20 protein-coding genes and 1 pseudogene are annotated in these 26,045 nt (G+C 72.5%); 4 read left to right on the top strand and 17 right to left on the bottom strand.

Translation table 11 applies throughout. The annotated features are described in order from the left end of the window. Positions 1-54: 54 nt before the first annotated feature. The 15 genes and pseudogenes from ACNAW0_RS04765 to ftsY form a co-directional block, all read right to left on the bottom strand. A complete protein-coding gene (locus tag ACNAW0_RS04765; RefSeq protein ID WP_416286475.1) occupies positions 55-1,134 on the bottom strand; it encodes an amidohydrolase family protein in 1,080 nt (359 codons plus the stop codon). A gap of 128 nt (positions 1,135-1,262) precedes the next feature. Next, positions 1,263-2,816, bottom strand: coding sequence for a signal recognition particle protein (ffh, locus tag ACNAW0_RS04770; protein WP_416286476.1), 1,554 nt, complete (start codon positions 2,814-2,816; stop codon positions 1,263-1,265). Positions 2,817-2,982: 166 nt separating this feature from the next. Then, positions 2,983-4,635, bottom strand: coding sequence for a glycosyltransferase family 39 protein (locus tag ACNAW0_RS04775; RefSeq protein ID WP_416286477.1), 1,653 nt, complete (start codon positions 4,633-4,635; stop codon positions 2,983-2,985). Further along, positions 4,629-5,051, bottom strand: coding sequence for a glycosyl hydrolase (locus tag ACNAW0_RS04780; protein WP_416286478.1), 423 nt, complete (start codon positions 5,049-5,051; stop codon positions 4,629-4,631). Before ACNAW0_RS04780 ends, ACNAW0_RS04775 begins: the two co-directional genes overlap by 7 nt. 9 nt (positions 5,052-5,060) lie before the next feature. Further along, positions 5,061-5,636, bottom strand: coding sequence for a hypothetical protein (locus ACNAW0_RS04785; RefSeq protein WP_416286479.1), 576 nt, complete (start codon positions 5,634-5,636; stop codon positions 5,061-5,063). Between the two features lie 5 nt (positions 5,637-5,641). Then, entirely contained in the window at positions 5,642-7,702 is a 2,061-nt protein-coding gene (locus ACNAW0_RS04790; RefSeq protein ID WP_416286480.1) for a glycosyltransferase family 2 protein, read from the bottom strand. Positions 7,703-7,955: 253 nt separating this feature from the next. After that, positions 7,956-8,612, bottom strand: a complete 657-nt coding sequence (locus ACNAW0_RS04795; protein ID WP_416286481.1) for a response regulator transcription factor — start codon at positions 8,610-8,612, stop codon at positions 7,956-7,958. Next, positions 8,609-9,736, bottom strand: a complete 1,128-nt coding sequence (locus ACNAW0_RS04800) for a sensor histidine kinase (RefSeq protein ID WP_416286482.1) — start codon at positions 9,734-9,736, stop codon at positions 8,609-8,611. The genes ACNAW0_RS04795 and ACNAW0_RS04800 overlap by 4 nt, the downstream gene beginning before the upstream one ends. A gap of 21 nt (positions 9,737-9,757) precedes the next feature. Then, positions 9,758-10,579, bottom strand: a complete 822-nt coding sequence (locus tag ACNAW0_RS04805; RefSeq protein WP_416286483.1) for an ABC transporter permease — start codon at positions 10,577-10,579, stop codon at positions 9,758-9,760. Further along, complete coding sequence (locus ACNAW0_RS04810; protein ID WP_416286484.1) at positions 10,569-11,471, bottom strand: ABC transporter ATP-binding protein; 903 nt, start codon at positions 11,469-11,471, stop codon at positions 10,569-10,571. Before ACNAW0_RS04810 ends, ACNAW0_RS04805 begins: the two co-directional genes overlap by 11 nt. A gap of 136 nt (positions 11,472-11,607) precedes the next feature. Continuing rightward, positions 11,608-14,004 (bottom strand): annotated as a pseudogene (locus ACNAW0_RS04815) (HD domain-containing protein); the annotation flags it as partial. Positions 14,005-14,111: 107 nt separating this feature from the next. Continuing rightward, on the bottom strand, positions 14,112-14,450 hold the full coding sequence (locus ACNAW0_RS04820; RefSeq protein WP_416286569.1) for a P-II family nitrogen regulator: 339 nt from the start codon (positions 14,448-14,450) through the stop codon (positions 14,112-14,114). 25 nt (positions 14,451-14,475) lie between these two features. Next, complete coding sequence (locus tag ACNAW0_RS04825; protein ID WP_416286485.1) at positions 14,476-15,837, bottom strand: ammonium transporter; 1,362 nt, start codon at positions 15,835-15,837, stop codon at positions 14,476-14,478. Positions 15,838-16,016: 179 nt separating this feature from the next. Beyond that, positions 16,017-16,910 carry an aminoglycoside phosphotransferase family protein gene (locus ACNAW0_RS04830; protein ID WP_416286486.1) on the bottom strand — a complete coding sequence of 298 codons (894 nt, stop codon included), beginning with the start codon at positions 16,908-16,910 and terminating at the stop codon, positions 16,017-16,019. 7 nt (positions 16,911-16,917) lie between these two features. Continuing rightward, positions 16,918-18,102, bottom strand: coding sequence for a signal recognition particle-docking protein FtsY (gene ftsY / locus ACNAW0_RS04835; protein ID WP_416286487.1), 1,185 nt, complete (start codon positions 18,100-18,102; stop codon positions 16,918-16,920). A gap of 247 nt (positions 18,103-18,349) precedes the next feature. On the opposite strand from ftsY, the gene ACNAW0_RS04840 reads away from it, so the two are divergent. From ACNAW0_RS04840 to ACNAW0_RS04855, 4 genes are all read left to right on the top strand, one after another. Continuing rightward, the gene (locus tag ACNAW0_RS04840) at positions 18,350-18,787 is read left to right on the top strand and encodes a MarR family winged helix-turn-helix transcriptional regulator (protein WP_416286488.1); all 438 of its coding nucleotides are present in this window, start codon (positions 18,350-18,352) and stop codon (positions 18,785-18,787) included. Positions 18,788-18,884: 97 nt separating this feature from the next. Further along, positions 18,885-20,504, top strand: coding sequence for an MDR family MFS transporter (locus tag ACNAW0_RS04845; RefSeq protein ID WP_416286489.1), 1,620 nt, complete (start codon positions 18,885-18,887; stop codon positions 20,502-20,504). 4 nt (positions 20,505-20,508) lie between these two features. Continuing rightward, positions 20,509-21,000, top strand: coding sequence for a universal stress protein (locus ACNAW0_RS04850; protein WP_416286490.1), 492 nt, complete (start codon positions 20,509-20,511; stop codon positions 20,998-21,000). A gap of 64 nt (positions 21,001-21,064) precedes the next feature. After that, positions 21,065-21,595 (top strand): DinB family protein, encoded by a 531-nt coding sequence (locus ACNAW0_RS04855; RefSeq protein WP_416286491.1) that lies wholly within the window; start codon positions 21,065-21,067, stop codon positions 21,593-21,595. An 82-nt stretch (positions 21,596-21,677) separates the two neighbouring features. Here ACNAW0_RS04855 and ACNAW0_RS04860 read toward each other — a convergent pair whose 3' ends face one another. Beyond that, positions 21,678-22,298 (bottom strand): HAD family hydrolase, encoded by a 621-nt coding sequence (locus ACNAW0_RS04860; protein ID WP_416286492.1) that lies wholly within the window; start codon positions 22,296-22,298, stop codon positions 21,678-21,680. After that, positions 22,295-25,894, bottom strand: coding sequence for a chromosome segregation protein SMC (gene smc / locus ACNAW0_RS04865; protein ID WP_416286493.1), 3,600 nt, complete (start codon positions 25,892-25,894; stop codon positions 22,295-22,297). Before smc ends, ACNAW0_RS04860 begins: the two co-directional genes overlap by 4 nt. Between the last annotated feature and the right edge of the window lie 151 nt (positions 25,895-26,045).

The raw sequence follows: 26,045 nt of genomic DNA on the forward strand, positions 1-26,045 counted from the left end.
CCCGCCCCCGCCCTCGGCGCGCCCGGGAGCCCGCACCCGCCGTGTCGCCCGCGGTCAGCGGAGGATGCGGCCGCGGAGGACGATGCGGGACGGGGTGCGGACCACCCGGAGGTCGCGGCGCGGATCCTCGGGATAGACGACCAGGTCGGCGAGGCCGCCCTCGACCAGGCCGGGGAAGCCGAGCCACTCCCGGGCGCGCCAGGAGGCGGCGGCGAGAACATCCTCGGTGGACAGGCCGGCCCGCTCGTGCAGCAGCAGCATCTCCTCGGCGGCCAGCCCGTGGTTGATGCCCCCGCCCGCGTCGGTGCCGACGTAGATCGGTACGCCCGCCTCGTACGCGGCCCGGACGACGTCGGGGAAGCGGTCACGCAGGGCGACCATGTGGTCGGCGTACCCCGGGAACTTCGAGCGGGCCTGGTCGGCGATGTGACCGAAGGTCTGAATGTTGATCATCGTGGGGATCAGCGCGGTGCCCTGGCGGGCCATCAGGTCGATCAGGTCGAGGCTGAGGCCGGTGCCGTGCTCCACCGAGTCCACCCCGGCCCGGACCATGATCTCCACGGCTGACTCGGAGAACGTGTGAACCGCGGCGCGTACTCCGGCGGCGTGCGCGGTGGCGACGGCGGCGGTCATGGTGTCGGCGTCCCAGGCCGGCGCGAGGTCGCCCACGCCACGGTCGATCCAGTCGCCGACCAGCTTGACCCAGCCGTTGCCGGCGGCGGCCTGCTCGGCCACCACCGCGGCCACCTCGGCCGCGCCGACCTCCACCCCGATGTCCCGCAGATAGCGCTTCGGTGGCGCGACGTGCCGGCCGGCGCGGGCCAGTCGCGGCAGCTCCGGGTCGTCGTCGAGCTCCGGGTACGGGTACGGCGAGCCGGCGTCCCGGATGGCCAGCACCCCGGCGTCCCGGTCGATACGGGCCTGCTCCCGGGCCTGGTCGAGGGAGGTGATCGGGGCGCCGCCCCGGGCGATGCCGATGTGGCAGTGGGCGTCGGTCAGGCCGGGGAGCACGAAGCCGCCGTCGGCGACGGTCTCCGCGCCCGGCACCGGCTCGAAGGTGACCCGGTCGCCGATCAGCCAGAGATCCCGGACCTCGTCGTCCGGCAGGAGCACACCGCGCACATGCAGAGCCATGTGCACAGTCCTACCCGATCACTCCCCGTTCGTGGCGAGCAGGTCGCCGTGCCGGGTGGTACGGGCGGGCACGACGACGGCCCCGCCACCACCGGTGTGACGGGGCCGTCGGAGGTCGGTGACCGCGGTCAGCGAGGGTTCTTGTCCCCGCCCTTGCCGAGCTTGTTGAAGTCGATCTTCGGGAGCTTGAAGCCCGGCGGCAGGCCCTGGCCACCGGCCAGGTCCCCCGGGTCCAGGCCCGGCGGGAGCTGCGGCATGCCGCCCGGGAAGCCGCCCGGCAGGCCGGCGCCGGTACGCGGCCGGCCGCCGCCCTTGGTGCCCTTGCGCTTGTTCTTCGGCGACTTGGTCGCCTTGCGCCGACCGCCTCCGGGCAGGCCCATCATGCCGCCCATCTGCTTCATCATCTTCTGCGCGTCGGCGAAGCGGTTGAGCAGCTGGTTGACGTCCATCACCGCGACGCCGGAGCCGTTGGCGATCCGGGCCCGCCGGGACCCGTTGATGATCTTCGGGTTGGTGCGCTCGGCCGGGGTCATCGACCGGATGATCGCGGTGACCCGGTCGAAGTGCTTGTCGTCCAGCTCGGCGAGCTGGTCCTTCATCTGGCCCATGCCGGGCATCATGGCCAGCACGTTGGCGATCGGACCCATCCGCCGGACCGCGATGAGCTGATCGAGGAAGTCCTCCAGGGTGAAGGTCTCCCCGCCCATCAGCTTGGCGGTCATCTTCTCCTTCTGATCGGTGTCGAAGGCCGCCTCGGCCTGCTCGATCAGCGTGAGGACGTCGCCCATGCCGAGGATCCGGCTGGCCATCCGGTCGGGGTGGAAGACGTCGAAGTCCTCCAGCTTCTCGCCGGTGGAGGCGAAGAGGATCGGCTGGCCGGTGACCTCCCGGACCGACAGCGCGGCACCACCGCGGGCGTCGCCGTCGAGCTTGGAGAGGACCACACCGCTGATGCCCACGCCGTCGCGGAACGCCTCGGCGGTGCGCACCGCGTCCTGCCCGACCATCGCGTCGATGACGAAGATGACCTCGTCGGGTTGGACCGCGTCACGGATGTCGGCGGCCTGCTGCATCATCTCGGCGTCGATACCGAGCCGACCGGCGGTGTCGACGATCACGATGTCCCGGGCGGCTCGCTTGGCGTGCTCGATCGAGTCGCGCGCCACCTGCACCGGGTCGCCGACGCCGTTGCCGGGCTCCGGGGCGTACACCTCCACGCCGGCCCGGCCGCCGAGGACCTGGAGCTGCCCGACGGCGTTGGGGCGCTGCAGGTCGGCGGCGACCAGCAGCGGCTGGTGCCCCTGGGTCTTGAGCCAGCGGGCCAGCTTGCCGGCGAGGGTGGTCTTACCGGAACCCTGGAGACCGGCCAGCATGATCACGGTCGGCGGGTGCTTGGCGAACTGGAGTCGCCGCCCCTCGCCGCCGAGGACGGCGACCAGCTCCTCGTTGACGATCTTGATGATCTGCTGGGCCGGGTTGAGGGCCTGGGAGACCTCGGCGCTCCGGGCCCGCTCCTTGACGTTCGCGATGAAGCCCTTGACCACCGGCAGGGCGACGTCGGCCTCCAGCAGCGCCATGCGGATCTCGCGCGCGGTGGCGTCGATGTCGGCGTCGGTGAGCCTGCCTTTGCCGCGGAGCTTGGTGAAGATCCCGGACAGGCGGTCACTCAAGGTGTCAAACACACGAACATCCCGTTTGTCGTCTTCGGCGGGCACAATCAGCCAGCGCGCACACGGCCGGCTACCCGCAAGGGTAACGGTCCCACCTCCCCGATGCTTCCCGCCGGCGCGGCCCGCCCATCACGGGCACCCGCGCCCGCGGCGGTGCCATGGCGCAGCTGGGTATCGCTCAGTGCTTGGGCTTGGGCTTGGGCTTGGGCTTGGGCTTGGGCTTGGGCACCAGCAGGTACACCTGCACGTGCTGAAACCGCTCTTCCTGCACGATCTGAAACAGCTTGCTCAGCGTCGCCGCCCGGTCCTGCGGCATCTCCGACCAGGGCTGCTGCCTGGCACTGGTACTCACCAGCCAGATCCGTTTGTGATCACCGAGACAGCTGAGGGCGACGTCGCACTCCTGCCCCGCGAAGCTGCCTCGCTCGGCGGGCGACCGAGCCAGGAAGATGTCCGCCGGAAGGCCACCGTCGCGCAGTTCGTAGGCCATGGCCAACCGGGGCGGTCGGGCCAGCCCGGCGTAGGCGATCGCGTCCCCGGGACGCACGTTGGGGGCGATCATCCGGGCGGCGGACCGGAAGTCGGGCTCCCACTCGACGACCGGCTCGCGTACCTCGCGTTGCCCCGGAAGAGCCAGCAGGATCAATCCGGGCAACGCCGCGACCGCCACCAGCAGTTGCGGCCACGACCGGCGAAAGACCAGCCGGGTCATGGCATGGAGGCCGCCCGCCGCCAGCAGCGCCCACGCCGGGAGGGTGAACAGGAAGTACCGGTAGAGGAAGAGGTGCAGCAGCGGAAACGTGACGAACGTGAACAGCGGCGGAAACAGTGCCCAGACGAGCAGGGCGACCAATGTTCCCCGGCGCCGGACGAACGGCAGCGCGAGGAGGCCGAGCAACCCGAGAGCGCAGACCGCTGCTGCTGCCCGATACGAGCCGAACAGCCGCTCGGGCAGCTCGACGACCGTCGCTCCGTCCGCCTTGATCCAGTGTATGGAACCGGACTGGTCCGAGCCGGAGTGGATCAACGGCAGCGCCACGGCAGCGATCAGCGCCAGCGCCCCCAGGTACTTCCACAACCGCACGTCCCGCTCGGACCGCTGATAGCGCAGCCAGAAGATGATCGCGTGCGCGGCGAGGACCAGCCCGGCGACGAGGTGGAAGGCACAGGCCAGCACCATGCTGAAGCTGTAGGCGAACCACCACGGCCACCGCGGTCGCTCCAGCGAGACCAGCAGCAGCGCGGTACCGAGGGTGACGGCGGCTATGGACAGCGCGTACGGCCTGGCCTCCTGCGCGTACCGGCTGACCGACGGCACGAGCCCGAAGATGACGCCCGCGGCCAGCCCGGCGTACCAGTCGAACAGCCGCTGGCCGACCAGTGCCGTGCAGCCGGCCGCGCAGCTCATCGCCACGAGCGAGGGCAGCCGGAGCATGCTGGGGTCATCCCCCACCAGCGACACCCAGCCGTGCATCAGCACGTAGTACAGCCCGAGCACCCGGTCCACGTGGTCGAGCAGTCTCGACAATTCCGTCCAGTCGAGGTTGGCGGCGTGCCAGGTGGCGTACTCGTCGTTCCACAACTGTCGATCAGCGATGCCCCGCGCGCCGATGGCGAGCGTGAGCGAGGCCGGCAGCAGGAAGATCAGCGCCTGTTGCCAGGACGGGTAGCGGACGGACCGCTCCACGACAGTCGGCGCATTCTCCCTGGCCGGCGGAATGGGCCGCGTCACCCGGGGCATGATGACCGTGCCCGCGGTCGTCCTCGGCAGGACCTCGGTCACCGCGTCGGATCGGGGACGCGGCCGGGCGGCGTTCTCGTTCGTCAGCATGCCGGATTCGCCGCCGCCAGGCCGGACTTGAACGCGGCGAGGTTCGCGGGGGTGTCGTCGAACCGCCAGTCGCCCTGCCGGACGACCTGGTACCAGATGAAGCCGGCGACGCGAGGGTTGTCCCGCAGCCAGGGGCCGAAGCGTCTGAGCCAGGTCTCCTTCTCCGGCCCCGGCTGCACCCCCACCTCGGTCAGCAGGATCTTCTTCCGGGTCAGCGCGTACACCTGCTTCAACGTCGCCCGGTAGGTGGTCTCCGGCGTGGTCTCCCGCACCCCGTATCCGGTCACGCCGACGATGTCCACGTACTTGTCACCGGGCCAGAACTCCTTGATCGTGCGGCTGTCTGCGCCACGCAGAATGTTCGGCGACCACACCCACAGCGCGTTGGTGGCGCCCGCGGTCCGGAAGATGTCCACGACGTGCCGTCAGGCCGTGATGAACTCACCCCAGCGGTTCCCGTTGCGCGTCCCCCACGGGTACCAGTGGCCGTTCATCTCGTGACCGAACCGGATGAGGATCGGCTTGCCGTAGGCGACCACCGCCCGGGCGATGGCCGCGTAGCGCTCGTCCCATCGCCCGTCGATGGTGCTTGCCAGCGTCCACGCCGGCTGCGTACGCCCTGACGTGTTGTGCCACGGTTCCATTGCCAGCAACGGGGTTCCCGGCACCTCGGCGAGCCGCTTTGCCGAGATCCCCTTCTCCACCGAGGCGAACAGCTGCACCACCGAGGGCCGGCATTTCAGCTTCAGCGCGACGTCAGCCAGAGCGGCATCCGCGGGGTCGTGCGTCGTGATGCCGAAGAGGACCTGGTCGCCCAGCAACTCGTCCACGTCCGCCACCACGGGACCGTCTGCTTGCGGGGTGGAGCCGGCCGACGGGGCCTGGGAACCCGACAGATTCCGGGGGGCGCCCCGGTCCGTGTCGCCGCCGCACGCCGCGAGCGGAACCAGCGCCGCGAGCACCACCGTGGCCGCCAGCAGTCGCCTCCGGCGGAATGCCATGTCACTCACCGCCTTCCCCCCACGGTGGGCGGCTGCACCAGCGCGTGCCGCGGGGAGGCGGGGCGCTCGGGCTGCTCGCCCCGGTCGTGCCCGGCTCGTTCCGCCGGGTACCGGCTGGTGCCATGGCCGTGCCGGTTCTGGTCGTGGCCGAGGTGCCTCGGCTGGTAGGACGGCCCCGCCTGCGCTGCCGGCCGCGAATGCGCCCGGGGAGACGCCGGTGGCTGTGGCCGCACCGGATCCTGGCGGTTCCGGGCCACCCAGACGGCCGTCGGCATCCAGGCGGCGGCCGGCCCGGCGACCCGCGACGCGGACGCCGCGACCGGGACGTGACCCGGCGCGACCTGTACAGAAACCGGTCCCACGGGTACGCGAGGCACGTCCACTCGCGCAGCCGAGTCCAGCCGGGCGGGAGCGGGAGCCGGGGAGACCGGGATCGGGGGCGGGGTGGGCGGGAAGCTCGGCCGGATGCCGTACGAGGGGGTGAGCAGCGGCGCCACCATGTACAGCTGCACGCCGGCGAGGAGTGCCGTCGTCCACAGCGGACCGATGCCGTACTGCGGGAATCGGAGCGCGAGGCCAGCCCAGAGCAGCAACTGCACCGCGACGATCCAGGTGCGGATCAGCCGGGAGACCCGCTCCGGCGCACCCTTCTTCTTCGCCTTGGGCATCCGGCCGGCGGCACCGGTCGGCACCCACTCCTGCACCTTGGCCCGGAGCGCATCGCAGATGGCGATGACGTGACAGGCGGAGTTGATGAGGCAGAGCCGGAAGATGGACGGCCGCCAGCCACGGGCCATCATCGGGAAGACGAGCAGGGTGGCCAGCACGGCGGGCACCATCGGCAGGTAGTTGCGCGGTAGGACCCGGTCCGGGAAGAACCAGAGCATGGTCAGGGTGGGGAACGGCCCGGTGATCAACAGGCCTGCCGACGCCATGTAGTACAGGAAGGCGGCCCAGAACGCAGTTCGTTGCTGCCAGTTGAACTTGGCGTCGCGGAAATGCTTCTCCGTCATCAGCAGCATCGATGAGCGGCACCACCGCTGCTGCTGGTTGGTGATCGCCGCCCAGGTGTCGGGCGCGACACCCTTGGCCAGCGCGAGCGGCAGGTACCGGGTCTCCCAACCGCCGGTCCACAGCTTCACGCCGGAGTTCACGTCCTCGCCCAGGGGAACCCGGGCGAATCCGCCCACCGCCTCCACCGCCTCCCGCCGGTAGACCACGTTGGTGCCGGCACAGATGGCCGCCCGCCAGACATCCCGGGCCGGCTGGATCCAACGAAAGAAGATCTCCTGGAGACTGCCGGCGCCTCGCTGGACGTAGTTCATCCACGGTTCGACGTCGAAGTACTGGGCGGTCTGCACTATGCCGATCCGCGGTTCGGCCTGCATGTACGGCACAGTCTCGTACAGGAAGTCCGGGCGGGGCGCGAAGTCCGCGTCGAACACCGCACCGAAGCGGCCGATCGAGTACTCAAAGGCGTTGATCATATTGCCCGCCTTCTTCAACCAGCCACGCTCACCCTCCTGCGGCGGGCGGCCGGGCACCGGATCCCTGCGTCGCATGTAGACGAAGCCGTGCTTGATGGCGAGTTGCTCGACCTCGGGTCGCCGGTCACCGTCGTCGAGCAGGTACCGCATGACCGGCGCGTGCCACTCGATCGCGGCGACCGCCCGGCACGTGTTCTCCAGCACGGCCATGGGTTCACCGCAGATCGGCACCCAGATGTCGACCGTGTCCGCCGGATCCGGGCGGTACTGCGAGACGATCGCCTGGTGCTTCGGCAGGGTCAGCCGCGGACGGTGGCTGCGCAACCAGAAGTTCACCAGCACCGGCATGATCATGATGGGCAGGAAGAGCAGGGCGGGCGTGGTCCACGGCGCCTTGAGGGCCACCATCACGTAGCCATACAGGATGCCGAGGGCGCTGACGAAGATCCACGCGAAGATCCACGGCTTCGGCTTCTGGAAATAGCTGTACTTCTCCTGGTCCGTCGGCGGCTGCGGTAGGTACAGGACACCCTCGGTGTCCTCCGTGGCGCGCGAGGACAAGCCGTGCCGGTCACGCATGTGAGACGTTCCCTTCAGCGGCACGTGCTATGCCGACTGCTCAGAAGATGGGCAAACAGCACATCCCCGTGCCATCCGCCCAGCGCACACAAAGGTGAACGCGAAAGGCTCGCTTCGGATACGTCACGTTCGCCAAAGCCGGCGCGGAATGCACCGTTTTGCGGTAATTCACCCCGGCGTTCGCCGGCTGGACGTGCCGCCACCGCACCGCCAGATGGCCAGGTCCTGGTAGACCGTTCAGCTCAGCGGGAGGTCACGACACGACCAGCCCCGACTGGTACGCGAAGACCACCAACTGCGCCCGGTCCCGGGCACCCAGCTTGACCATGGCCCGGCTGACGTGGGTACGCGCGGTGGCCGGGCTCACCACCAGCCGCTCGGCGATCTCGGCGTTGCTCAGCCCCTCGCCGACCAGCCCCACCACCTCCCGCTCCCGGTCGGTCAGCGCATCGAGCTGCGGGTGCGGCCGGGGCACCCGGGCCGGCCGGATGGCGAACTCCCGGACCACCCGCCGGGTCACCGACGGCGACAACAGCGCCTCCCCTTCGGCGACCAGGCGGATCGCCCGCAGCAGCTCGGCCGGACGGGTGTCCTTGGTCAGAAAGCCGCTGGCTCCGTGGCGGAGCGCGTCGAAGACGTACTCGTCCAGCTCGAAGGTGGTCAGCACGATCACCCGGGTGCCGGCCAGCCCGGAGTCGGCGACGATCCGCCGGGTCGCCTCGATGCCGTCGACGCCCGGCATCCGGACGTCCATCAGCACCACGTCGGGGCGCTCCCGCCGGGCCAGCTCGACCGCACCGAGTCCGTCGGCCGCCTCGCCCACCACCGCGAGGTCGTCCTCGCTCTCCACCAGGGCGCGCAGCCCGATCCGGACCAGATCCTGGTCGTCCGCGAGCAATACGGTGATCATTCGGTCTCCTCCAGCGGAAGTGTGGCGTACACCCGGAAGCCGCCGGTGGAGGCGGGGCCGGCGGTGAACGAGCCGCCCAGCGCGGTGACCCGCTCCCGCATGCCGGCGAGGCCGTACCCGTTGGGTCCGGGCGGCGGGGCGGCCGCGGCGCGGCCGGTGTCGGTGACCTCGACGGTGACCTCGGTGGGCGCGTACCGGAGCCGGACGGTGGCGGTGGCCGGTCCGGCGTGGCGCAGCACGTTGGTCAGCGCCTCCTGCACCACCCGGTACGCGGCCAGATCCACCGCCACCGGCAGCACCCGCGGCTCCCCCTCGACCTCGACGGTCACCGGCACCCCGGCACCGGCCAGCCGCTCGCGCAACTGCGGGACCTGGGCCAGCCCGGGAGCCGGCGCCCGCTCGTCGACCGCCTCGTCGCGCCGGACGACGGTGAGGGTGACCCGCAGTTCGTCCAGCGCCTCCTTGCTGGTCCGGCTGATCGCGGTCAGCGCCGCCTCGGCCTGCTCCGGCCGCTTGGCCAGCAGGTGCAGCGCGATCTCCGCCTGCATGTGGATGGCGGCGAGGCCGTGCCCGACCACGTCGTGCACCTCCCGGGCCACCCGCAGCCGCTCCGCATCGGCCAGCCGGCGGGCCTCGTCCACCCGGCTGCGGGCCGTGTTCTCCCGGACCAGCCGCACCGTGGTCCCGATCGCGAACGGCACCGCCACCAACGCAGCGGCGGGCATCAGACCGAGCAGGCCCGTCGGGCGTGCCCCGACGAAGACGTGGACCAGCAGCACGGCCAGGGCGAGGCCGCACGCCAGCGCCGCGGTCCGCAGCGGCCGGTACGCGGCCACCGTGTACACCACGAGGAGGAACGAGAACAGGATCGGCCCGTACGGGTAGCCGAGCACCAGGTACGCCGTGGTCGCCACGGTGACCACCGTGAGGACGGCCAGCGGCCACCTCCGCCGCCCGGCCAGGGCCAACGCGGCCACCACGACCAGCGGATAGGTCGCCGGGCCGGTGCTCATCCCTTGTTTGAGGCCCGCCGGCCCAGTGCCCAGCAGCCCGATCGCGAGCAGGGCCAGGGCGAGGAGGGCGTCGAAGACGCCGTCGCCCCACCCGGTCCGGTTCCGATCCACGCCGTCCCTCCCCCGCATGGCTCAGCCGATGTCCCGCCGCCGCAGCAGCGCCCCGCCGATCGCCGCGAACGCGACGAGATAAGCCGCCACCACCAGCGCCGCCTGCCCGCCGCCGACGGTCGACGCGACCCCGGGCGTGTCCCCAGGGGCACCCAGCGCCGCCGCCAGCGATCCGGCGTTAGGGCCGGGCAGCCCCTTCTGCACCTGCGCCACCCAGTCGAGCAGGGGTGCGGCGAGCGCGGCGAGCAGGTTCTGCACCGCGAGCATCCAGACCAGCCCCAGCCCGACGGGCAGCGCCACCGCGCGCAACGCGACCGCGAGCACCGCACCGAGCATGGCCCACATCGTGGCGATCAGCCACCCCCCGCCGATGCCGGTCAGCAGGTCACCGGCCGACGGCCAGTGGACCGGCTTCGACTCGGCGACCGCGATCAGGGCGCTCGCCACCGCGCCGACGGCGAAGACCGAGAGCACCACGGCCAGGGCGGCGGCCGCCAGGACGAGCAGCTTGCCCGCGTACACCTCCAGCCGGGTGGGGCCCTGGGTGAGCACGGTCTTCCAGGTGCCCCAGGCGTACTCGCCGCCGACCGTGAGCACGCCCAGGATCAGCACGATCGCGCCCAGGAAGACCGGCAACCCACCGAGTGAGTTCCCGACCAGCCGGTCGGGCAGGAGCATCGGCAGCGTGCGGTCGCTGTTCGGGCCGGTCGTGCCGCCGGCGATGCTCGCGTACGGAAAGACGTAGGTGAAGATCAGCGTGAGCACCAGCGTGATGGCCAGCAGCAGCCAGGACGCCGGCCGGCGGACCAGCTTGGCCGCCTCGGCCCGGAAGCTACGCGACATCGGCCGTTCCCTTCTCGATAAGGTCGAAGAAAACCTGTTCCAGATCCCGCTCTCGGGGGCGCAGCTCCCGCACCGCCACCCCGACGCCGACCATCTCGGCGTTGACCCAGGCGGCCCGGTCCGGCTCGACGGAGAGCTCCAGCCCGCCGTCCACCACCCGGACCCGCTCGACGCCGACCAGTTCCCGGGCCCGCGCCGCCGCCTGGTCGAGCGGGTCGGCGAGCACCCGCAGCACGGCCGCGCCACGCAGGTCGGCGACGCTGCCCTCGGCGATCAACCGCCCCCGGGAGATCACCCCGACCCGGTCGCAGAACTGCTCGACCTCGCCGAGCAGATGGCTGGAGACCAGTACGGTGCACCCGCCCGCGCCGAGCCGGCGGATGAGGATGCGCATGTCCGCCATGCCGGCCGGGTCGAGGCCGTTGGTCGGCTCGTCGAGGATTAGCAGGCGCGGGTCCTTGAGCAGGGCCGCGGCCACGCCGAGCCGCTGCTTCATGCCCAACGAGTAGCCGGCGTACCGGTCGCCGGCCCGGTCGGTGAGGTCGACCAGGTCGAGCACCAGCGCCACCCGGTCCGCGCCGACCCCGGCGTAGCGGGCGAGCACGCACAGGTTGTCCCGTCCGGACAGGTACGGATAGAAGGCCGGTCCCTCGATCAGCGCCCCGACCCCGGTGAGCCGGCCGGTGCCGGGCGGCCGGCCGAGCAGTCGTACCGTGCCAGCGGTGGGGCGGACCAGCCCGAGCAACATGCGCAGGGTGGTGGTCTTGCCGGCACCGTTCGGGCCGAGGAAGCCGTACACCTCGCCGGGGTGGACGGTCAGGTGGAGATCCTCGACGGCGGTCAGTGGGCCGTACCGCTTGGTCAGCCCTTCGGTGTGCACTGGCAGGTTCATGCCCCGAGCGTGCCGCTCGCCGTGGCGCGCATCGTCGCCCCGCGAGCGACACCTCGCCTACGCTCCGGGACGTACCCCGGGGCCGATGTCAAGAAGGGGCCTCTCCTCTACCGGATGGGTCAACAAGGCCCCCTCCTCACACGGCGGCGAGGACGGCGGCCTCGATGCGGGCCCGGTCGGCCGCCGAGGGCCCGGCGCCGACCAGGTAGAACGCGTCGACCACGTCGCCACCGAGGGTGGAGATCCGGGCCGCCCGCACCTGTGCGCCGGCCTCGTCGAGCGCGCAGGCGACCCGGTAGAGCAGCCCGGCCGCGTCGGCGGCGCGCAGCTCCAGCAGCACCGCGTCGGTGGCCGCCTCGCGGTGCCAGACCACGCGGGGCGCGGCGCCCTGGTGGCGGGCGGCGGAGGCCCGACGGCGCAGCCGCTGGGTGACCGAGACGTCGCCGGCCACCGCGCGGCGCAGGTCGGCGGTGAGCGCGACGGGGTCGGGCGCGAGGCCGTAGCGGGGCTGCACCCGGCACTCGACCAGGGCCCGGCCGTAGACCGTGGCGGCGTCCGCGGAGATCACCTCCAGCCGGTGCAGCGCCAGGCACCCGGCCACCGTCGCGAGCAGCCCCCGCCGGTCCGCGGCGGCCACCGACACCCGGTCGTCGGCCAGGCGTACGACCGGCAGCGGCCCCGCCACCAGGGCCGGGTCCGGGGCCGGGGGCGCGGGCAGGGCGCCGGTGTCCAGGGCGGTACGCACCCGGTCGACGAGCTCGGCGATCAGCCGTCCCTTCCAGTCGGACCAGGCGGCCGGACCGGTGGCGGCGGCGTCGGCGCGGACCAGCGCGTGCAGCAGGTCCAGGGTGGTGGTGTCGTTGACCAGCTCGGCGACCCCGGCGATGGTCTTCGGGTCGGACAGGTCGCGTCGGGTGGCCACGTCGGGCAGGAGCAGGTGCAGCCGGACGAGCTTTCCGATCAGGGTGGCGTCGGCCTCGGGCAGCCCGATCCGGGCGGCGACCGCCTCGGCGATCGGCGCTCCGGCCGTGCTGTGGTCCGCGACGGCGGCGTCGGGCCCGCCGGCCCGCCCGGTGGAGCCTTCGCCGGGCAGGCCCTTGCCGACGTCGTGCAGCAGCGCGCCGAGCAGCAGCAGGTCGGGCCGGTCCACCTCGCGGGTGTGCCGGCTCGCCTCGTACGCGGACTGCACCAGGTGCCGGTCGAGGGTGAACCGGTGCACGGGGTTGTGCTGGGGCAGGCTGCGCAGCCGGGTCCACTCGGGCAACCAGCCGTCGACCAGGCCGTACCGGTCGCAGGTCTCCCAGGCGGACACCAGCCCGGTACCCGCGCCGAGCAGGGTGATCAGCGCGGCGCGGGCCGCCGGCGGCCATGGTGCGGGCAGCGGCGGGCAGTACGTGGCCAGCCATTCGCAGGTGGCCCGGGCGATCGGCAGCCCGGTGGTGGCCGCGGCGGCGGCGACCCGCAGCGACAGGCTCGGGTCGGGGCGGGCCCCGATGGCGGTGCGGGCGAGCACCAGTTCTCCGTCGTGCTCGACCACGTCCCGGGCGACGGGCCGGCGCAGCGGCCGGCCGTCGGCCCCGCGCCGTCGGCCCGAGCGAAGCCGGTCGGCGGCCCGCCAGGCGTCGTCCAGGGCGTGGCTGACCGTCCGCGCGTCCCCGGCGACCCGCCGCAGCAACACGTCACCGTCCGCACCGCCACGCAGCGGCTCGTCACCCCCGCCGCCGAGCGGGAATCCGCGCACGACGGCCCCAGCGCCGACGGCTCCAGCGACGGCTTCAGGTCGTTGCGCGGCGTCAGACGCGCCGAGCTGGAGTTGTCGCAGTTGCGCGGCGTCAGACGCGCCGAGCTGGAGTTGTCGCAGCCCGAGCTGCTTGGCGACGCCGTCGCGTTCCTGGGCGACGAGGCGGTCCACCCGGCGGCCGGCCTGCTGGTGCAGGGCGTCGCGGGTGTCGAGCAGTCGCCGGTGGGCGGCGCGTACGGCCGGCCGCAGGGAGTCGGTGACACCGGCGGTGGCTATGGCGCGCAGGATACCCACGTCGCGCAGCCCGCCGGCGGCCTCCTTCAGGTCGCCTTCGAGCAGGAAGGCCAGTTCGCCGTGGGCCGCCCAGCGGGCGGTGGTGATCTCCCGCAGCCGCGTGAGCTGTCGCACGGCGGTCCGCCGCCACTGATCGGTGGCGGTACGGGTGAGCTGGTCGGCGAGCGACCGGTCCCCGGCGAGGTAACGGGCGTCGAGCAGGCCGAGGGCGACCTTCACGTCGTCCCGGGCGACGGAGAGCGCCTCGGCGACGGTGCGGACCGAGTGGTCGAGCCGCAGCCCGGCGTCCCAGATCGGATACCAGAGCGAGCCGGCCAGTTCCTCGATGCCGGGCACCCCGGCGTGCAGCAGGATCAGGTCCAGGTCCCCGTACGGCGCGCACTCCCGCCGCCCCAGCCCGCCGACCGCCACCAGCGCGATCCCCGCCCGGCGGGGAAACACCGACCGCAACCAGCCGTCGATCGCCTCCGCCCGCGCCCGCCGCGCGTCCGCCCCGACCCCGCCCGGTACGCCCACGACCTCGTTGATCAAGGAGTTCGCGTCTCCGTTGCCGGGGTGCCCGGACGCATTCTCCTTGATCAACGAGGTCATCGAGGCGTTCCCGGTCAGACGGCGTCCAGGCCGCGCTCGCCGGTACGGACCCGGACGACCTCCTCGACAGCGGTCACCCACACCTTGCCGTCGCCGATCTTGCCGGTCCGCGCGGCGGCCACGATGGCGTCGACGATCTTGTCCACGTCCACCTCGTCGGTGAGCACCTCGACCCGGATCTTGGGCAGGAACTCGACCGTGTACTCGGCACCCCGGTAGACCTCGGTGTGCCCCTTCTGCCGCCCGTAGCCCTGGACCTCGCTGACGGTCAGGCCGGCCACGCCGAGGGCGTGCAGCGCCTCCTTCACCGCGTCCAGCTGGTACGGCTTGATGACCGCGGTCACCAGCTTCATGTCCATCCTCTCCATCCCAGGAACGTTAACCGGCGACCTTCTCGCTGACCGGCTCGGCGGGCTCGTCCACCTCGTCGGTGGCGGTCGGGACCGGCCTGGCGGCGCCGATCCCGGCCATCGCGAACGCGCCGCCGGCGCCGCCGCCCGTGGTCGTCGACAGGTCGTACGCGCTCTCCGCGTGCTCGGCCACGTCGATGCCGTCGATCTCGGCCTCGCGGGAGACCCGGAACCCGATCGTCTTGTCGATCACGAAGCCGAGGGCGAAGGCGACCGCGAAGGAGTAGACCGTCACGATCAGCGCACCCAGCGCCTGCCTGCCGAGCAGGGTGGCGTCGCCGCCGACCAGCAGGCCGTCGCTGCTCACCAGCGAGCTGACCGAGGCCGTGCCGAAGAGGCCGATCCACAGGCAGCCGATCCACCCGCCGACGAAGTGCACGCCGACCACGTCGAGGGAGTCGTCGTAGCCGAACCGGTACTTCAGGCCCACCGCGAGGGCGCAGGCCGCACCGGCGACCAGACCCAGCAGCACCGACGCGGCCGGGGTGATGAACGCGCACGCCGGGGTGATCGCGACCAGGCCGGCCACCGCACCGGACGAGGCGCCGACCAGGGTCGGCCTGCCGTCGCGTACCCACTCCACCGCGAGCCAGCCGAGCAGCGCGGCGGCCGTGGCCACCTGGGTGTTGATGAAGGCCAGCGCGGTGACCCCGTCGGCGGTCAACTCGGAGCCGGCGTTGAAGCCGAACCAGCCGAACCACAGCAGCCCGGCGCCGAGCGCGACCAGCGGGACGTTGTGCGGCTTGGCGTTCTCCCGCGGCCAGCCGACCCGCCTGCCGAGGACCAGCACCAGCGCGAGCGCCGCGGCACCGGCGTTGATGTGCACCGCCGTACCGCCGGCGAAGTCCAGGGCACCGATGTCCCCGCCGATCAGACCGCCGCCCCACACCATGTGCGCGACCGGGAAGTAGACCAGGGTGGCCCAGCCGAAGGCGAACACCAGCCAGCCGGCGAACCTGGTCCGGTCGGAGAGCGCCCCGCTGATCAGGGCCACGGTGATGACAGCGAACATCATCTGGAAGGCGATGAACACGTAGAGCGGGATCCCGGTCTCGCCCCACAGGTCGCTCTCCCCGACGAACGTCTTGGTGCCCAGGTACTGGCCCAGGTCGCCCCAGAACCTGCCACCCTCACCGAACGCCACGGTGAACCCGTAGAAAAGCCAAAGGATGCTGATGAGCCCGATGGACGAGAAACTCATCATCATCATGTTGAGTACGCCCTTGGACCGGTTCAACCCGCCGTAGAACAGGGCGAGACCCGGCGTCATGAGCAGCACGAGCGCAGACGACAGGAGCAACCAGGCGGTGTTGCCGGTGTTGATCTCCACGCTGCCTCCTCCCGATGTGGATGTCCTCCCTCCGGCTGAGGACTGGGCAGCGTCGCCCGTCAGCCGGCTGCGCGGCAGCTTGCTCGCCGGCTGTTTCCGCCACCGGCCCCGCGCGATTTCCACCTCGTGACGGATTGTTTCCGCCGTGTGAAGAAACCCCGCTGAGGCAGGCGTGAAGATCAGCGCAGGGCGTACTCCAGGGCGTGGCGCTCGTAGTCGAGGAGGCGGAGGTCGCGCATGGGGCGGCGGAGGTGGCCCTTGTGCACGATCCGGACGAAGGCCGGCTCCCCGGCCGCGGCCATCCGGCGGATGCCCTCCACGTGGTCCACGATCCGCTTCCGGATGGTCCGGATCAGCCGGTGCCGGTCGCGCGGGATCAGCCCGTACGCGTCGGCGAACAGCCGCAGCCGGCGCGGCCGGTCCGGGCGCTTCCAGCCGAGGGTGATCGAGTCCCGGTCGGAGAAGATCGGCACCCAGGTCCAGGCCGCGTACGCCACGTCGTAGATCCGCGCGCCCGGCGAGGCCAGGTCGAAGTCGATCAGGCCGAGGGTGCCGTCCGGCCGCCAGATCACGTTGTGCGGGGCGGCGTCATGGTGGCAGATGACCTCGGTGTCCGGCGGGGGCGGGCCGAACGAGCGCCAGACCGCCCCCGGCAACGGGGTGAAGCCGTACTGGGCGTCGTGGAACATCCGCAGCATGGTGGCCACGGTCACCAGCGCCTCGTCGGTCACCCAGTGCGGGGCCAGCGGATACTCGCCGCACTCCCCCTCCAGGTACGACAGGACCTCCCGGTTGCGCTCGTCCATGCCGAGCGCACGGGGAGCGCCGGTGAACCCGACGTACTCCAGGTGCCGCAGCAGCGCGTGCACCGCGGGGGTCCACGGGCCGGCGTTGCGCCGGACCGTGTCGCCCACCCGGACCACGGTGCTGACGTTCCCGCCGTGCAGCGGGATCTCCTGTGAGGTCACGTACGGTCTCCCGAGGCGCGGCGCCGGGTGGTGGCTGGGGTCGCGCCACCCCGCGTACGCGCGATGGTCGCGCCACCCCGCGTAGGCGCGATCGTCAGTCGTCACGTCGAGGCTACGCGTCCCGGGCGAGCGGCTCGGTGCCGAGCAACGCGTCGACGAACTGCGCCGGGTCGAACGGAGCCAGGTCGTCCGGGCCCTCGCCGAGGCCGACCAGCTTGACCGGAATACCGAGCTTGCGCTGCACGGCGATCACGATGCCGCCCTTGGCGGTCCCGTCGAGCTTGGTCAGCACCACGCCGGTCACGTTGACCACCTCGGTGAAGACCCGGGCCTGCTCCAGGCCGTTCTGGCCGGTGGTGGCGTCGAGCACCAGCAGGGTCTCGTCGATCGGGCCGTGCTTCTCCACCACCCGCTTGACCTTGCCCAGCTCGTCCATCAGGCCGACCTTGTTCTGCAGCCGGCCGGCGGTGTCGACCAGCACGGTGTCGACCCTGGTGTCGATGCCCCGCTTGACCGCGTCGAAGGCGACGCTGGCCGGGTCTGCGGCCTCCGGCCCGCGGACCGTCTCCGCGCCGACGCGGCCGCCCCAGGTCTCCAGCTGGTCGGCGGCGGCGGCCCGGAAGGTGTCGGCCGCGCCGAGCAGCACGGTCCTCCCGTCGGCGATGAGCACCCGGGCGATCTTGCCGCAGGTGGTGGTCTTGCCGGCGCCGTTGACCCCGACGACCAGCAGCACCGCCGGCACGTCCACCTTCGGCGCGGTCTTCAGCGACCGGTCCAGGGCCGGGTCGAGGGCGTTGACCAGTTCGGCGGCGAGCAGCGCGCGCAGCTCCCCGGCGGTGCGGGTGCCGAGCACCCGGGTCCGCTCGCGGAGCCGGTCGACGATCTCCCGGGTGGCGTCGATGCCGACGTCGGCGGTGATCAGGCTGTCCTCGATCTCCTCCCAGGCGTCCTCGTCCAGATGCTCCCGGCTGAGCAGGCCGAGCAGGCCCTTGCCGAAGACGTTCTGCGAGCGGGACAGCCGGGAGCGCAGCCGGACCAGCCGGCCGGCGGTGGGCTCGGGAACCTCGATGGTGATCGCCGGGGCCTCGACCACCGGCGGCGGCTCGACCAGCACCCCGGTGGAGACCTCCGGCGCCGCTTCGACCGGCGGAGCGGTCGGCTTCTCCTCGACCCGGGTCTCGACCCCCGTCTCCGACGGCGGCGTGGGGCGCCGGCGGAGCCGGGGCACCACGAGGCTGAGGCCGCCGAGGATCAGCACGCCGAGCACGGCGATGATGATGAGGAGGTATTCCTTCATGCCCGAAATCCTGTCAGATGGCGGCGGCGGCGTCCCACTCACCGCCTGCGTCGGCGAGCGAGCTGCGGGGGTACGCTCGCCGAGCCAGGCGTGCCGGATGCGCCGACCCGGGTAGAAAACTCCCTCGGAGGCACCCCGTGGCCAGCTCCGGCCTGCTCATCGGCCCGTTGCTGCGACGGGTCGTGGGCACGCGGGAGACCAACCTGGGTGGAGACCAACACTCCCGCGGCGTGAGTACGCTCTGCCCGTGGACGATCACCTGCCGGAAGCCCTGCGCGCGGTGGAGGACGAGCTGGCCGCGCTGCTGCGCCGCGGCCGGGCGCTGTCCTGGGAGGTCGCCCGGGAGGTCCACCCCAACCTGGAGCCGAACGCCTACGGCCTGCTGCTCTGGCTGCGCCGGTCCGGCTCGATCCGGCTGACCGACCTGGCTACGCGGCTGGGCGTCGGCAAGGGCACGCTCAGCCGGCAGATCGCCGGCCTGGAAGGGCTGGGCCTGGTCCGCCGCGACCCGGACCCGACCGACCGGCGGGCCGCACAGCTCAGCCTTACCGAGGAGGGCACCCGCCGGTTCGACGCGGCGCGGGCGGCCCGGCTCGGACAGATCCGCCGCACGATGAAGAACTGGCCGAAACGGGACGTCGAGGACTTCGCCCGCCTGTTGCACCGGTTCAACGAGACCTTCTGAGCCCGATCGCCCGGGAATAAGAGCCGCACCACCTCCAGTTGTTGCTTGAGGCAACCAATCCCCACGGATAACGTCTTCTCCCCGGAGGCACTACACGATGACGCAGGCGACAGCGCCCGCCCGGGCGACCGCCGTCGGCATGACCCACCGGCAGATCCTGGAGGCACTCTCCGGCCTGCTGCTGGGCATGTTCGTCGCGATCCTCTCCTCCACGGTCGTCTCCAACGCGCTGCCGCGGATCATCACGGAGCTGCACGGCGGCCAGTCCGCGTACACCTGGGTGGTCACCTCGACGCTGCTGGCGACCACCGCGACCACCCCGATCTGGGGCAAGCTCGCCGACCTGACCAGCAAGAAGCTCCTGGTCCAGCTCGCGCTCGGAATCTTCGTACTGGGCTCGGTGCTGGCCGGGCTCTCCCAGTCCACCGGCGAGCTGATCGCCTGCCGGGTGCTCCAGGGCGTCGGCGCGGGCGGCCTGACCGCCCTCGCCCAGGTGATCATGGCCACGATGATCTCCCCGCGCGAGCGCGGCCGCTACAGCGGCTACCTCGGTGCGGTGATGGCCGTCGGCACCATCGGCGGCCCGCTGATCGGTGGCGTCATCGTCGACACCGACTGGCTCGGCTGGCGCTGGTGCTTCTACGTCGGCGTGCCGTTCGCGGCTCTCGCCCTGGTCGTACTCCAGAAGACCCTGCGCCTGCCGGTGGTCCGGCACCCGGCGAAGATCGACTGGTGGGGTGCCACGCTGATCACCGCGGCCGTGTCGCTGCTGCTGATCTGGGTCACCCTCGCCGGCGACCGGTACGCCTGGATCTCCTGGCAGACCGCCGTCATGGTGGCCGGGGCGGTGCTGCTCGGCGCGCTCGCCATCCGGGTGGAGCAGCGGGCCGACGAGCCGATGATCCCGCCGCGCCTGTTCCGCAGCCGCACCATCACGCTGGCCGTGGTCGCCAGCATCGCGGTCGGCGTGGGCATGTTCGGCGCCTCGGTCTTCCTCGGCCAGTACTTCCAGATCAGCCGCGGCGAGAGCCCGACCATGTCCGGCCTGATGACCCTGCCGATGATCGGCGGCCTGCTGGTCGCCTCCACGGTGGTCGGCCGGATCATCACCAGCACCGGCCGCTGGAAGCGCTACCTGGTCGCCGGATCGGCCCTGCTCACGGCCGGCTTCGCGCTGATGGGCACGCTGCGCGCGGACACCCCGTACTGGCGGCTCGCCATCTTCATGGCGCTGATCGGCCTCGGGCTGGGCATGACCATGCAGAACCTGGTCCTCGCCGTGCAGAACACCGTCGGCGTGCACGAACTCGGAGCGGCCAGCTCGACGGTCGCGTTCTTCCGCAGCCTCGGCGGCGCGATCGGCGTGAGCGCCCTCGGCGCGGTGCTCGGCCACAAGGTCAAGGACTACCTGGCCGAGGGACTGGCCGGGCTCGGCATCCCGGCGTCCAGCTCCGGCGGGGGCGGCACCCTGCCGAACGTGCACACCCTGCCCGCCCCGATCCGCATGGTGGTCGAGTCCGCGTACGGGCACGGTGCCGGGGACATCTTCCTGGCCGCCGCCCCGTTCGGGCTGATCGCCCTGATCGCGGTCGTCCTCATCAAGGAGGTGCCGCTGCGCCGGCACACCGGCGAAGCGATCTCCGCCGAGGTCGAGCGGGAGTCGACCGTGACGGCCGGCGGGGGCATTCCCGTGGTACGCACCGGCAGCCGGGACTGACCCGATGAGCACCTCAGCCGAACGTGAGAGGTACGGCCCGGAGTCCCGCCCGCCACCGTTCGAACGCGGCACGGACGGGCCCCGCGTGGTGCTGGTCGGGGTGGACGGCAGCCGCACCTCGCTGCGGGCCGCCGCGTACGCGGCCGGGCTGGCCCGCCGGCAACGCTCCGGCCTGGTGGTGGTGTTCGTCAGCTCCCCGGCCCCGTACGCGGGCATCATGTCCGGCGTGGTGGCCGGGGCGGTCCAGCAGACCCACGACGAGCTGGCCGCCGAGCTGCGCGACGAGTGCCGGCGCGGCGCGGAGGAGCTGGGCCTGCCGGTCACCTTCCTGTGCCGGCGCGGGGACGCGTACGCCGAGTTGTGCGCGGCGGCCGACGAGTTCCGCGCGGACCTGGTGGTGGTCGGGGCCTCCGAACAGGCCGGGCACCGCCTGGTCGGCTCGGTCGCCACCCGCCTGGTCCGCACCGGCCGCTGGCCCGTCGTGGTGGTGCCCTGAGCGCAAGGAGGGGCCCCCTGTTAACGCCTCGCGTTGTACCCGGGCCCCCTCCTAACATCGCCGGATGGCCTGGAGAGCACCGGACATCAGCCGGAAGAACGAGCCCTACGTCGGCGACGAGCGCACCATGCTCGAAGGCTGGCTCGACTACCACCGCGACACTCTGCTGCTCAAGTGCGCCGGCCTGACCCCGGCCCAGCTCAAGACCCCGAGCGTCGAGCCGTCCAACCTGACCCTGCTCGGCCTGGTCCGGCACATGGCCGAGGTGGAGCGCTGGTGGTTCCGCATTCGGGCCGCCGGCCAGCAGCTCGACAGCCTCTACTGCCCCGACGCCTCGCCCGACGGGGACTTCGACGACGTGGCCGACGCCGACGCGGAGGCCGACTTCGCCACCTACGCCGCCGAGGTCGAGGCGGCCCGGCAGGCCGCCGCCGGCCTCTCGCTGGACCAGACGTTCAGCCGCAGCGGCCGGGACGGCAGCACCGACGACATCAACATCCGCTGGGTGTGCGTCCACATGATCGAGGAGTACGCCCGGCTCAACGGCCACGCCGACCTCATCCGGGAACGAGTCGACGGCGTCACCGGGGCCTGATCCGCCCACGAGATGCGGAATGTCGCGGCCTCCCAGGTCCGGGACACCGCGACATTCCGCATCTCACGGCCGTCCAGCGGCGTCAGTACGCCAGCGCGGCACGCAGGTAGCGCAGGTCGCCCGGGCCGGTCCAGCGGTGCGCCGACAGCCCGGCCACCCGGGCACCCGCGATGTTCCGGTCCTCATCGTCGACGAAGAGCACCCGAGCGGGGGGCGTCTCCAGCGCCTCGCAGGCCGCCTGGAAGTACTCCTTCGCCGGCTTGTTCGCCCCGACGACCGAGGAGTTGACCACCGCGTCCAGCTCGTCAGTCAGGCCCAGCGCGGCGAGGTCGGCGTCGAGCAGGTCGGTGGCGTTGGTGCCCAGCCCCACCCGTACGCCGGCGGCCCGCACCTCGCGGATGAACGCGAGCACGTCCGGGTCGACCTCGCCCCGGTAGCGCTGCCACTCGTCCACCGCCGCGCGGGCCCGGGCCGGGTCGCCCACCGAGGGGGCGAGCGCGTCGGCCACGCTGGTCATCCACTGGGCGTGGCTGACCTGGCCGGTGAGCACCGGCTGGAGCAGGCCCCACGACATGGCGATCTCGCCCAGGACACCCTCGGTGAGCCCGTACTCCCGCTCAACGGCGACGGTCACCGCCGGATCCCAGCGGCGCAGCACGCCGTCGAAGTCCACCAGCAGCGCCGTCGCGCGTTCCCGACTCACTCGTCCTGCTCCTGCCCGTTGTCGTCGGCCCGGTTGAGCCGTTGGCTGATCACCTGGGTGACCCCGCTGCGCATGGTCACGCCGTACAGCGCGTCGGCGATCTCCATGGTCCGCTTCTGGTGGGTGATCACGATGAGCTGGCTCTTCTCCCGCAGCTGCGCCAGCAGCGTGATCAGGCGGCCCAGGTTCACGTCGTCGAGGGCCGCCTCCACCTCGTCCATGATGTAGAACGGGCTGGGCCGGGCGCGGAAGATCGCCACCAGCATGGCCACCGCGGTCAGCGACCGCTCCCCGCCGGAGAGCAGCGAGAGCCGCTTGATCTTCTTGCCCGGCGGCCTGGCCTCCACCTCGACGCCGGTGGTGAGCAGGTCCTCCGGGTCGGTGAGCACCAGGCGCCCCTCACCACCGGGGAAGAGCACCGTGAAGACCTGCTCGAACTCCCGCGCGGTGTCCTCGAACGCGCTGGCGAAGACCTCCAGGATCCGGTCGTCGACGTCCTTGACCACGGTGAGCAGGTCCCGGCGGGTGTCCTTGAGATCCTCCAGCTGCTCGGAGAGGAACTTGTAGCGCTCCTCCAGCGCGGCGAACTCCTCCAGCGCGAGCGGGTTGACCTTGCCGAGCAGGGCCAGCTCCCGTTCCGCCTTGGCGGCCCGCTTCTCCTGCACCGGCCGCTCGTAGCGGACCGGCTCGGGCACCGGCTCGCCTTCCTTCTCGGCGGCCGCCACGTCCGCCTGGGTGGGCGGGACGAGCTGGTCCGGGCCGTACTCGGCGATCAGCGTCGCCACGTCGAGGCCGAAGTCCTCGGCGGCCTTGGCCTCCAGTTGCTCGATACGCAGCCGCTGCTCGGCGCGGGCCACCTCGTCCCGGTGCACCTGACTGGTCAACCGCTCCAGCTCAGTGCCGAGGCGCTTCGCCGCGCCGCGTACCTCGGACAGCTCGGCCTCGCGGGCGGCGCGCTCGCGGGCCACGGCGTCGCGATGCTCCTCGGCCCGGGCCATGGAGACGGTCAGCCGGGTCAGCGCCTCCCGGGCGCCGCCGACCACGGCCCGGGCGATCTCCGCGCCACGGGTACGGGCCGCGCGGCGGGCCGCCGCGCGCTCCCGCGCGGCCCGCTCGGCGTTCGCCTGCCGCATGAGGGAGTCGGCCCGGCCGGCGATCGAGGAGACCCGCTCCTCGGCGGTACGCACCGCGAGCCGGACCTCCATCTCGTTCTGCCGGGCCTGCGGCACCATCGCGGCGAGCTGGTCACGCTCCTCGGTGGACGGTTCCGCGTCGACCGGGGTGGTCTCGGCCAACCGCAGCCGCTCCGCCAGCTCTTCTAGCGCCTGCAGGTCGCGTTCCCGGGCCGCCTCGGCGCGCGCCCGGGACTCGCCGAGCCGGTCGGTCTCGGCCTTGGCCGACCGCGCGGCGGCGCCCAGCTCGGCCAGCCGGCGGGCGGCGGCGTTACGGTGGCTCTCCGCCTCGCGCTTGGCGGCGGCGGCGTGCTGCACGGCCTCCTTCGCGGCGGCCACCTCGGCCCGCGCCTCGACCAGCTGCTCGCGCAGCTCGGCGCTGGTCCGCTCGGCGGCGAGCCGGTTGGCCCGGGCCTCCTCGACGGCCGCCTGCACCTCGATGAAGCTGGGCGCCTTGGCCGATCCACCGGCCGCCGCGTACGCCCCGACGAGGTCACCGTCCGGGGTGACCGCCTGCAGCTCCGGGTTGCCGGCGACCAACTCGGCCGCGGCGGCGAGGTCGTCGACCAGCGCCACGTCACGCAGCGCCCGATAGACCGCCGGCCGGATCTCGGCCGAGCACTCCACCAGGTCGGGAGCCCAGCGGGCGCCGTCCGGCAGCTTCGGGCGCAGCACGTCGGCGTGGCCGTCCATGCCAGGGCCGGCGGGGCTGCCGATGAGCAGGCCGGCCCGCCCGGCATCGGAGATCTTGAGCAGCCGCATCGCCTCGACGGCCTCGTCGACGCCGGTGACCGCGACCGCGTCGGCGAGCCCGCCCAGGGCAGCGGCGAGCGCTGCCTCGTGGCCGGGTGCGACGGTCAGCAGCCCGGAGAGGCTGCCGAGCAGGCCCGGCACCTGGTCGGCGCGGGCCAGCAGCGCCCCCGCGCCGTCCTTGCGGCGCAGGCCGAGAGCGAGCGCCTCCTCGCGGGCCTTCCAGGTGGCCGCGTCCTTCTCGGCGGCGCGCTCGGCGTCGGCGAGGCTGCGGACCGCGGCCTGGGCCTGCTCGTGGACGGCCACCGCCTCGGCGTGCCGGGCATCCAGGTCAGCGTTGTCCCGGTCGGCCTCGGTGGACTGCTCGGCGACCGCGTCCAGCTCGGCCTGTGCCTTCTCGGCCCGGGCCAGCGCGTCGCCGTGCGCGGCGGCGAGCCGTTCGATCTCCTCGCCGGCGCTGGTGGTGCGGGCCCGGGCCGAGTTGACCTGGCCGGCCAGTCGGGCCAGCCCCTCCCGTCGGTCGGCGATGGCCTTGGCCGCCGCGACCAGTTCCCGCTCGGCGGCGGCGAGCTGCCGTTCCAGCTCCTGCCGGTGCTCGACCGCCTCGGCCAGCCGGATCTGGTCCTCGGTGAGCGCCGCGCGCAGCTCCTCCTCCTGCTCGCGGACCCGCTGCGACTCCGCTTCCAGCTGGTCGGGATCGCGGCCGGGGCGCTCGTCGTCGGGGGTGGCGCTGAGGTGGCGCAGCCGTTCCCGGGCGAGCTGCTCGATGGAGCGGAACCGCTCCTGCAGCGCGGAGAGCTTGTACCAGGTGTCCTGGGCGGCGGCGAGCAGCGGGGCGTCCTCGGCGAGGGCGGACTCCAGTTCGCCGAGGCGGGCCTGCACCTCGGTGTGCTCCGCCTCGATCTGTTCCCGCCGCTCGCGCAGCGCGGTCTCGTCGGCGATCTCCTTGTCGAGCGTGGTGCGCAGGGTGTGCAGGTCGTCGGCGAGCAACCGCAGCCGGGCGTCGCGCAGGTTGGCCTGGATGGCGGCGGCCCGGCGGGCCACCTCGGCCTGCCGGCCCAGCGGCTTCAGCTGGCGGCGCAGCTCGGCGGTGAGGTCGGTGAGCCGGTTGAGGTTGGTCTGCATCGCGTCGAGCTTCCGCAGCGCCTTCTCCTTGCGCTTGCGGTGCTTGAGGACGCCGGCCGCCTCCTCGATGAACGCCCGCCGATCCTCCGGCTTGGCGTGCAGCATGCCGTCGAGCCGGCCCTGCCCGACGATGATGTGCATCTCCCGGCCGATGCCGGAGTCCGACAGCAGCTCCTGGATGTCGAGCAGTCGGCAGGAGTCACCGTTGATCTCGTACTCGCTCTCGCCGGAGCGGAACATCCGGCGGGTGATGGAGACCTCGGTGTACTCGATCGGCAGCGCGCCGTCGGTGTTGTCGATGGTGAGGGTGACCTCGGCGCGGCCCAGCGGCGCCCGGCCGGCGGTGCCGGCGAAGATGACGTCCTCCATCTTGCCGCCACGCAGCGCCTTGGCGCCCTGCTCGCCGAGCACCCAGGCGATGGCGTCGACGACGTTGGACTTGCCGGAGCCGTTCGGGCCGACCACGCAGGTGATCCCGGGCTCCAGCTTCAGCGTCGTCGCGGAGGCGAAGGACTTGAAGCCCCTCACCGTCAGGCTCTTGAGATACACCTTCTCGATCCTCGTCCGGTGGCCGCCGTACCGTCGCCGGCTACGCGGACCTGGTTGACCCGCAGACTAACCCGGGGCCGGGGAGGCCACCGTAAGCGACCCACCGCAGGGCCCGTCGTGTCCGGTTTCGGCGCGTACCGGCACGGCGCGA

It is taken from the genome of Micromonospora sp. SL1-18 (assembly GCF_047921505.1).
In the GTDB taxonomy this organism is placed as follows: Bacteria; Actinomycetota; Actinomycetes; order Mycobacteriales; family Micromonosporaceae; genus Micromonospora.